The organism is Chryseobacterium potabilaquae, assembly GCF_902728265.1.
Taxonomy (GTDB): domain Bacteria; phylum Bacteroidota; class Bacteroidia; order Flavobacteriales; family Weeksellaceae; genus Chryseobacterium; species Chryseobacterium potabilaquae.
Genome location: NZ_CACVBR010000012.1, coordinates 83,144 through 92,002 on the forward strand (window position 1 = coordinate 83,144; position 8,859 = coordinate 92,002).

8 protein-coding genes are annotated in these 8,859 nt (G+C 32.4%); 4 read left to right on the top strand and 4 right to left on the bottom strand.

Annotated features, from left to right (window positions below; genetic code table 11):
- Positions 1-41: 41 nt before the first annotated feature.
- Positions 42-365 carry a translation initiation factor gene (locus CHRY9293_RS08750; protein ID WP_122547052.1) on the top strand — a complete coding sequence of 108 codons (324 nt, stop codon included), beginning with the start codon at positions 42-44 and terminating at the stop codon, positions 363-365.
- A gap of 1 nt (position 366) precedes the next feature.
- Here the strand turns inward: CHRY9293_RS08750 and CHRY9293_RS08755 are convergent, their stop codons facing one another.
- The 3 genes from CHRY9293_RS08755 to CHRY9293_RS08765 all read right to left on the bottom strand — a co-directional run bounded on the left by CHRY9293_RS08755 (position 367) and on the right by CHRY9293_RS08765 (position 5,481).
- Entirely contained in the window at positions 367-1,266 is a 900-nt protein-coding gene (locus CHRY9293_RS08755; protein ID WP_162032637.1) for a leucine-rich repeat domain-containing protein, read from the bottom strand.
- A 52-nt stretch (positions 1,267-1,318) separates the two neighbouring features.
- The gene (locus CHRY9293_RS08760; protein ID WP_162032638.1) at positions 1,319-3,469 is read right to left on the bottom strand and encodes an alkaline phosphatase PhoX; all 2,151 of its coding nucleotides are present in this window, start codon (positions 3,467-3,469) and stop codon (positions 1,319-1,321) included.
- Positions 3,470-3,645: 176 nt separating this feature from the next.
- Positions 3,646-5,481 (bottom strand): cytochrome-c peroxidase, encoded by a 1,836-nt coding sequence (locus CHRY9293_RS08765; protein WP_162032639.1) that lies wholly within the window; start codon positions 5,479-5,481, stop codon positions 3,646-3,648.
- A 354-nt stretch (positions 5,482-5,835) separates the two neighbouring features.
- On the opposite strand from CHRY9293_RS08765, the gene CHRY9293_RS08770 reads away from it, so the two are divergent.
- Positions 5,836-6,690 (top strand): nucleoside phosphorylase, encoded by an 855-nt coding sequence (locus CHRY9293_RS08770; protein WP_122547048.1) that lies wholly within the window; start codon positions 5,836-5,838, stop codon positions 6,688-6,690.
- A gap of 66 nt (positions 6,691-6,756) precedes the next feature.
- Here the strand turns inward: CHRY9293_RS08770 and CHRY9293_RS08775 are convergent, their stop codons facing one another.
- Positions 6,757-7,314 carry a DNA-3-methyladenine glycosylase I gene (locus CHRY9293_RS08775; RefSeq protein WP_162032640.1) on the bottom strand — a complete coding sequence of 186 codons (558 nt, stop codon included), beginning with the start codon at positions 7,312-7,314 and terminating at the stop codon, positions 6,757-6,759.
- A 139-nt stretch (positions 7,315-7,453) separates the two neighbouring features.
- Between CHRY9293_RS08775 and CHRY9293_RS08780 the strand changes: the two genes are divergently transcribed.
- Both CHRY9293_RS08780 and CHRY9293_RS08785 read left to right on the top strand, forming a co-directional pair.
- Complete coding sequence (locus tag CHRY9293_RS08780) at positions 7,454-7,753, top strand: hypothetical protein (RefSeq protein ID WP_162032641.1); 300 nt, start codon at positions 7,454-7,456, stop codon at positions 7,751-7,753.
- A 119-nt stretch (positions 7,754-7,872) separates the two neighbouring features.
- The gene (locus CHRY9293_RS08785) at positions 7,873-8,682 is read left to right on the top strand and encodes an enoyl-ACP reductase FabI (protein WP_162032642.1); all 810 of its coding nucleotides are present in this window, start codon (positions 7,873-7,875) and stop codon (positions 8,680-8,682) included.
- Positions 8,683-8,859 lie beyond the last annotated feature (177 nt).

Below are 8,859 nucleotides of genomic sequence, written 5' to 3' on the forward strand. Positions count from 1 at the left end.
TTTTGTTTTTTAGGTATTGATTATTATTTTAATTTTGTAATATGGATTTACGAGATCAACTAAAAAATCTTTTTCCTGAACATGAAGAGCAGGATTTTGAAATGCCTCAAGATGAATTTAAACAGAAAGAACCTTTGGTTTGTAAGTTTGAAAAAAAAGGGCGAAATGGAAAACCTGTAACGATTGTTGAAGGTTGGGAAGGGAGTGAAGAAGAATTAAAAAAAATCTCAAAAAAAATTAAAACCACCCTGGGAATTGGTGGTTCTGAGAAAGATGGAACTATTATCATTCAGGGAGATAATCGTGATAAAATAATGGATATCCTTAAGGAAATGGGATATAAAACTAAAAGAGTCGGCGGATAAATTAAAAATAAATTTGCGTTTGAGGAATTAATAATTTTAGTTTTTCAATCGTTGTATTTTCCATCGGATTTCCGGTAAGAATTAATGTTTTAAGATTTTTCAATTGCGAAATTTCTCTGGGAAGATCTTTCAGTTTATTATGAGCTAAATTCATACTGACTATATTTTTCAGCTTCTTTACGTTAGGAGACACTTCTTTAATCCCATTCTGACTGACATTTAAAAACTCTAATTTTCTTAATCGAAATATATTATCTGGTAGTTTTACAATGGTATTTTGTTGTAATTCAAGATATTTTAACTGATTGGGAAATCGTACATTTTCAATATCATGCATTTGATTCGAGGATAAATTCAACGATTTCAACTGAGTAATTTGGTCCAACTCATCCGATATGAAACTAATTTGATTTCCTTGTAAGTTAATTTCTTCCAAACTCGGAATTAACATGAGTGCTTTAGGAAAAATACTCAAATTATTAGCGTCGAGGTGAATTACTTTTAGTTTTTGGAGCTGCACAAGATTAGAATTAATGCTCGTCAAACTATTTAAATTGATGGACAGGCTTTCTAGTTTTTTAAGTTTGCCAATATTATCGGGAATAAACTTAATACTATTTTCATTGAGATTTAAAATCTCCAATTCTTTCAACGAAAATATAACCTCATCAATTTTTTCCAATTTATTGCCCATAAGATTTAAAAAGAAAATAGCATTTAACTTTTCAATCTGAGGCGGAACGTTAAATAATCCTTTATCTCTAAAACTCATACTATAGACTGTTTCCCTACTTTTCAAGGCATCATCAATAGAAGTATAAGTAGGATATTTTACAGGGTCTATCTGTGCTTGTACATAGCAGAGAAATAAAAGGAAAAGGCTAGAATATAATTTTTTCATATCAAGAAAAAAGCTACCGATACCCAACATCGGTAGCTCACTATATTATCAATTATTTTTTTAAAAGTTTTATTGTTTTTTGGAACCCTCCTTCCGCTTCAATATTCAGCACTAATATACGTGAAGCTTCAAGCTGCGAAGTAAAATCTACATCTAAAGAGGTGCTAAGCCCCGAGAATGTTTTTGTATAAACAATTTTCCCATCAAGACTATAAGCCGTTACTGAAATGTTTTTTAGTCCTTTCGGTGAATTGATTTTTACCATTCCTGAAGTGGGATTCGGAGCAACCATCACTGTGTTTTCAATGCTTTGGTTTTCAATCGTACCTAATGATCCCGAACTTCCCAAGTTATTTTTTAGGGCAATGACTATCGTCGCAGATTTACCTCTATAATCTATGGTATTTCCCGTGGCATCCACATCTGTCATAATCGTAGAATCAGGATGCTGAATAGAGAAGAAACCAAATTTATGATCAGGTGTAAATGTAAGCCCTGTTGGTTCAGCTCCGGCTGGCATGGAAGCAAAAAGCTTTACTTTAGGATTAGCTTGTGTATGATCCGGAGCAATTACCCAGATATAGTTTTTCCCTCCATCTTGTAATACCCAAAGATTTCCCAATTCATCAAAAGTAAGATTATCATTTCCATCTCCCCAAGCTTCAGATTTAGTACCTTGTGGTGTTTCGAATGAATATACCGTAGAAAGTCCTCCTACGAAAGTTTCCACCTGAGAAGCAGTAGATCCATCATCTTTTAAACGGTATACTTTATTTAGACCTTTAGCGGTAAAATATACTTTTCCATCAATTGGGCTGATCTCGACATCTTCCACTCCATTAAAAGATGTTCCTCCTAATGAAGCTGCTAAAGATGATGTATTATTTTGATCTGCTTTTGTTTTATTCGGAACCTGAATCCAAGTTGCTGTTGTTCCTACCGGATCTCCTCCACTTAATCCCTGATCTAATTTTAATACATACAAATTTCCTGAAGAAAGATTATTGGGAGTATCCATAACATATTTATATACCATATGAGTTCCTCCATCTTCTCCGTAATAGGCTGTTGTTCCTAAGTTATTGACAACTACATTTTCATGATTCATAATACCCATTTGCCAAAGCTTTCCTTTAGAGCCGTCTGTGTTTTGAGTAATTACCTGAGCCGTTACAGGGTCAATTTCCACTAGCCAACCATAATCTTTATAGCCATCTGCATTGACATCACTCGACGTTGTTTGTTCTTCTGCTGTTACTATAGTACCCCAAGGAGTAACACCTCCCGAACAGTTTCTTATAGTTTGTACTAAACTTGGTGCTGAAAAGCTAACTGCCCTAGATTTCGTTAACTGCCAAAGTTTCGTAGAAGTATTATAATTAATTTCTGCCATAGTAACACCTCCTGGATTCGTTTCATGATTTACAGAAAGATATCCATCCGTACTACTTGCATTTTTAGCCACATATCCTGTAAAATCATTCTGTCCTCCTACTAAACCTCCCCCTTCTGTATAATTATCTCCTTCTTTAAGAATCAATTGATACCGGTGCTCTTCAGGAATAATTAACTTACCGGTTTGTACAGTGGGAACAATTGAGGTAAAACAGCTAATATGATTTGCATTACAAGGCACTGGAGTGGCTGTATTATTTACTGTTTTAAGATAAGCATCCACTCTTAAGTCAGAGCTCGTTCCGTTTCTATTATGTAACTCAATAGAAAGTCTATTAGATCCATTGACAAACTTTGATTTTGGAATAGTAAAAATAGTATATACACTTTCTGCTGCTCCATCTATAATTGTGCTTGATGGCGTATTAAATGTAATAGTACCAGCCGGTAAATTATCTCTTACAATTTCTTCTCCATTAAGATATACGACAATACCGTCATCTCTCATGATACCTAATTCCATTGTATCGGTAAGATCAGCAAGGTTAACATTGATATCTTTGGCAAAATAAGCAGCTAAAAGTCCGGTATTAATGGTTGTATTTACAGGATCTCCATAGCCTAAAGGTCCATTTCCCACAGACCATGACGAAATATCATAGGTCTTTTCTTTCCATTGATCGGGTTGAGCCTGATTATTGTCTTTGTAGCTCCAAGAAGAGTTTTTATTAAAAATAAAAGTCTGTGCTTGAAATACAGAATTCGAGATCAGCATAAGAGCTGCAACTGATAGTAATTTTTTCTTCATGTCTAGTATAGTTTATTATACGTTGCAAAACTATTTTTTTGTCATGAACCATCTATTAATAGTATTTTAAATAAATATTTGGAAATATTAATTAATCTAAAATTCAATGTTAAGAGGATTAACTTATTGTTAAGAGTACATTTTAATTTTATACAACAGCTACTTCTCCTTATTTTCTAATTCTCTTTTGTTTTACTAATATCAGTCAATGAATTCAAGAATGCGATAATCTGTTTAATCTCTAGGCTCGTTAGATTCAATTTATCTGGTGGTAATGTTTGGTTTTTCATTGGTAAGCCGATCCCTTCACCTCCCCCTTCATTATAAAACTCCAGTACTTCTTCTAGGGTATTGAATGCCCCATTATGAAAATAGGGCCTTGTAAGGGCAATATTTCGAACTGTCATGGTCTTAAATGAATTTTCGTAGATCCAAGAATTTTCTTTTTTTACCGGACTATTCACTCTTCCCAAATCTGCATCGAGTTCAATTGGTTTTTGATTAAGAGGTTTTTTGGTTACTCCTAACACTTCAGATTCATTCTCATTAAAAAACGGGGGAACCAAGCCCGAAAAGTGAGGCGCAAAATGACAAGTAGCACAGTTGGCTTTCCCCATAAATAAATTAAATCCTTTTTTAACATCTTCAGAGACCTCTTTCTCATTTCTCATAAATTGATCAAAATCGCTTTCAAAAGAATACAATGATGCTACATATGAACTAAGTGCTTTAGAAAAATTTTCTCTATTAATTTTACCATTGGAAAAATTGGATTTAAATGCCTTTTTATATTCGGGGATAACTTTTAGTTTTTTAATAATATTTTCATAGCTCGTATTAAATTCCTGCTCATTATAGATCACATGTTCTACTTGTTGTTCTAAATAAAATGCACGCATATCATAAAAAAATCGTTTAGCAAAAACAGCATTATACAATGATGGAGAATTTCTTATTACCGTTTTTCCTTGTATATTACTTTGTGACTTCATCTTCAGATCCGTAAACGCATTTTCAGGTAAGTGGCATGTTGCACAGCTCATTTTTTGATTATCACTTATATTTTGATCATAAAAAATTTTCTTTCCTAAACTTCTCATTTCCGGTGTATTGTCACCTGATTGCAATAAAGTATAGAAATAAGGATCAAGGAAATCACTACTAAAAAAATTTTTATTCGTTACATTCCAACCGGAAAATTCTCTTAAGTCATCCGGCCTCCCATCCCAATTTCCGAATTCTTCATATAAAGGCTGAATATATTTTTTATAAAACTCTATTCTATCGAACGTCTCAAAGTTTGTATTTTTGGATAGATATAATATACTTTCGGATAAGATGACATTGGCTTTTTGTATATTATAATTTTTAAAATAGAGATCATCATTTATATATTTTTTAATGCCTAAAAGCGCGTGGCTTGCCTCTTCCGAAATATGTAATGATCCAGGTGTGTCAAAACCTGTTATCCCTAATGTATATATTCTTATTAACTCAATGCGGAGAGGTAATGTCTTATTATTTCCTTTACTTAATCCATTTTTTGTTGAGTGTAAATAAAAACTAGCATAGCTGTTATACAAAAAGGCTGTTATTTCTTTTATCTTTTCCTTATTATTAGAGGCTTCTTCAGAAAATATCAATTCATCCAATACCTGTAATCCTTCTGGAGGTAATGTATATGCGGAAGTACCTGCTGCCTCCAAATGAAATAAAGGAGCTGCATTAAGATGGGTTTTGGCAAACTCAGGATAATAATAGGCAATATAAAACTCTATTTCTTTATAGGATCTTCTAGTTGTACTTAATGAATTTTGTAAATCTTCAAGTGAAATTTTGTCTTCTGAAAATTGATAAGCATCTCTTTTTAATTGATCAAGCTTCATTTTAAAATCACTTAAACCACTATTAATCAAAACACTCCTATCTTTAATTCCTTTATAAGGAGGATTAAATGACATGACGGCCAATGCGATCAATACAACCACTATACATAACGAATATAATCTCATGATTTTTTTGTAGCAAAACTATCATTAACATATTATTTTAACTTTAAGTTTTAATTAAGTTATGTTTATATTTTATTTAAGGTAATTTTTATTAATTTTAGCCCTCAAAACTAAATTCATTATACCAGAAAATTCTAAAAACTATTTTAATTAAGATGAGGAGAGGTATTTGGGTAGAATTAAAATGATACACAATCAACGATTTCATATTAATAGGAAGTCTAAATTATTACCATTCATTATGGTAATCAGTTTTTTATTGGCTTTTTTTCAGCAATATACGTCAATACACAAACCTCTTTTCCCAATAGAGAAAGAAAATATTCTAAATTCATTAAATTATAAAAATATATTATGCTCAATAAACTTGCAGATTCAGAACTTGTTCTGAACGATGACGGAAGTGTATATCACTTAAATCTTCTACCTGAAGATATTGCTAACAAAATCATTCTTGTGGGTGACCCGGACAGAGTCCCTAAGGTTTCAAAATACTTCGATAAGGTTGAAATCAAAAAAAATAAAAGAGAATTTTATACCCATACGGGAACATTGCGTGGCGAAAGAATCACCGTAATGTCTACCGGAATTGGAACAGAAAATATTGACATCGTAATGAATGAACTTGATGCGTTGGTCAATATTGATCTGAAAAATAAGGAGTTTAAAACAAAGCATACTTCCTTAGAACTTTTCAGAATGGGTACATGTGGTAGTGTAAATCCTGATATACAAGTAGATAATATGCTTGTAACCCAAAATGTTGTGGGATTGGATGGGCTGATGCATTTTTATCAGGATTACAAATTTGAAAATGAATTTTCTAAACATTTCCTTGCCAATTCACCGTATGAAAAGATTAAGCCTATGCTTTATTTCTCAGATTGGGCAGAAGATATATCTCATTATTATAAAGATGCTACGTATCTTGGAAATACAGCAACTTTTCCGGGGTTCTATGCTCCACAGGGACGACAACTTCGTCTAAAAGCCATCGATGATAAGTTCTTGGAAACATTAAATGATCTTGGCGTTACTAATTTTGAAATGGAAACGTCTGCCATTTATGCACTCTCAAAACTATTAGGTCATAAAGCCATTACGGTAAATAATGTGATTGCCAATAGAAGAAGAGGAGAATTTTCTGCAGATCACCATGCGTCTGAAAAGAACCTCATCAACTGGGTATTAGAAAGAATCATTCCATAATATAAAAAAGGGGTTTCAACATTGGAATCCCTTTTTCATTATTTATATACTCTTATCTATATTAGTCTACACTCGGGTCAGACAATTTTCAAGGTGATCATTCACCATTCCTGTTGCTTGCATATGAGCATACACTACCGTTGATCCCATAAATTTAAATCCTCTTTTCTTAAGATCTTTTGATAATTTATCTGAAATTTCAGTCGTAGCAGGAACGTCACTTAACATCTTAGGCATATTATCTATAGGACTTCCATTGACAAAACTCCAAATATATTGAGAGAAACTTCCAAATTCTTTTTGAACTTCTATAAACTTTTGCGCATTATTAACAGTTGCTAAAATCTTGAGTTTATTTCTAATTATTCCTGAATCTTGCATCAATTCCTGAATTTTTCTATCTGAATATTGAGCTATTTTATTATAATCAAACTGATCAAATGCTTTTCTAAAATTTTCTCTTTTAGTAAGAATAGTATACCAACTCAACCCTGCTTGGAAACTTTCAAGAACTAAAAACTCAAAAATCATTTTATCCTCATAAATAGGCTTACCCCATTCTTCATCATGATATTTTCGATAAAGATCATCTTTCTCACACCATCCACACCTTATTTTTTCCATACTATATGATTTTATATTATTATAAAGATAAAATTGTTTTCGGATATTTCTAACAAAAGTTTATGAAAAGATTAACAACACATAAGAAATTTAGGAATGGTTATTGTTGATTATTTAATAACCATAAAATATTAATATTATGAATAATTCAGAGTATAATAAGGCGAACGATGCTGTAAATAAGACAGAAAACTCTTTAAAAAATGCAGCTGATAATGTCAAATGGAAAATTAATGATCTCGCCGATAAAGCAAGAGACTATATCAATGAGAAAAAAGAAAAAGATCAAGAAGCCAAGCGAGAAGACTGGTTCGACAAAGTAAAAGCGAATGCTGCTGAAACTTGGGAGGATATAAAAGATAAAGCCAATGATGCTTGGGAAAAAACTAAAGATGCCGCAGAAGATGTAAAAGCAGAATGGAACAAAAAAACTAATTAAAAATACCGTTATATAAATATTTTCACAAAAATGGAGCCTTACATAAAATGGCTCCGTTTTTTATTATGTGGTAAACACAAATATTGCTACATTTGTATAATAATAAACATTAAAAGAATATGTCATACGGTTTACTTAAAGGCAAAAAGGGAATTATTTTTGGTGCCCTTAATGAACAATCAATCGCATGGAAAGTGGCAGAAAGATGTCATGAAGAAGGCGCTGAATTTATCTTATCAAACGCTCCTATTGCCATGAGAATGGGAGAACTTAATTCTTTAGCTGAAAAAACAGGGTCCGAAGTTGTAGGTGCTGATGCCACTTCAATTGAAGATCTTGAAAAACTTTTTGATGCCGCTGTGGCAAAATTCGGAAAAATTGATTTCATTCTTCATTCTATAGGAATGTCTATAAATGTAAGAAAAGGAAAACATTATACTGACATGAACTATGACTGGTTAGAAAAAGGTTGGGATGTTTCTGCCGTTTCTTTCCATAAAGTAATGCGTGTAGCTTGGGAAAAAAATTGCATGAATGAATGGGGAAGTATTTTAGCGCTTACCTATATTGCAGCTCAAAGAACATTCCCTGACTATAATGATATGGCAGATAATAAAGCTTATTTGGAAAGTATTGCAAGAACATTCGGAAATTATTGGGGAGAAAGAAAAGTACGTGTTAATACTATTTCTCAATCACCTACTCCTACCACTGCAGGAAGTGGTGTAAAAGGATTCGGAGGGTTCTTAGGATATGCTGAAGATATGTCTCCATTAGGAAATGCTACTGCCCTTGACTGTGCCAACTATTGTATCACTCTTTTCTCTGATCTTACTAAAAAAGTAACGATGCAAAATCTTTTCCATGATGGAGGTTTCAGCAGTTCTGGTGTTACTCAAAAAGTAGTCAGTAAGTATGATACTGAATAATTAATAAAAGTCCAATCTGGCGTAAGAATTCATTGTTGCGGTTAGATGTATATAAGGTAGTGTCTCACTAACTGTGTAAGTTAAAAAGTTATTCTGGAAAATTTAGAGCTCTTACAGCTCAAGAAATTTTTCGGAACTCACTTTTTATTATTTTTAACCATTACATAGTTATGATTG

Excerpts from the sequence above, each read along its gene's own strand:
- CHRY9293_RS08775 (WP_162032640.1), bottom strand. The coding sequence starts at position 7,314 with ATGGAAAAAATAAGGTGTGGATGGTGTGAGAAAGATGATCTTTATCGA.
- CHRY9293_RS08780 (WP_162032641.1), top strand. The coding sequence starts at position 7,454 with ATGAATAATTCAGAGTATAATAAGGCGAACGATGCTGTAAATAAGACA.
- CHRY9293_RS08770 (WP_122547048.1), top strand. The coding sequence starts at position 5,836 with ATGCTCAATAAACTTGCAGATTCAGAACTTGTTCTGAACGATGACGGA.
- CHRY9293_RS08755 (WP_162032637.1), bottom strand. The coding sequence starts at position 1,266 with ATGAAAAAATTATATTCTAGCCTTTTCCTTTTATTTCTCTGCTATGTA.
- CHRY9293_RS08760 (WP_162032638.1), bottom strand. The coding sequence starts at position 3,469 with ATGAAGAAAAAATTACTATCAGTTGCAGCTCTTATGCTGATCTCGAAT.
- CHRY9293_RS08765 (WP_162032639.1), bottom strand. The coding sequence starts at position 5,481 with ATGAGATTATATTCGTTATGTATAGTGGTTGTATTGATCGCATTGGCC.
- CHRY9293_RS08785 (WP_162032642.1), top strand. The coding sequence starts at position 7,873 with ATGTCATACGGTTTACTTAAAGGCAAAAAGGGAATTATTTTTGGTGCC.
- CHRY9293_RS08750 (WP_122547052.1), top strand. The coding sequence starts at position 42 with ATGGATTTACGAGATCAACTAAAAAATCTTTTTCCTGAACATGAAGAG.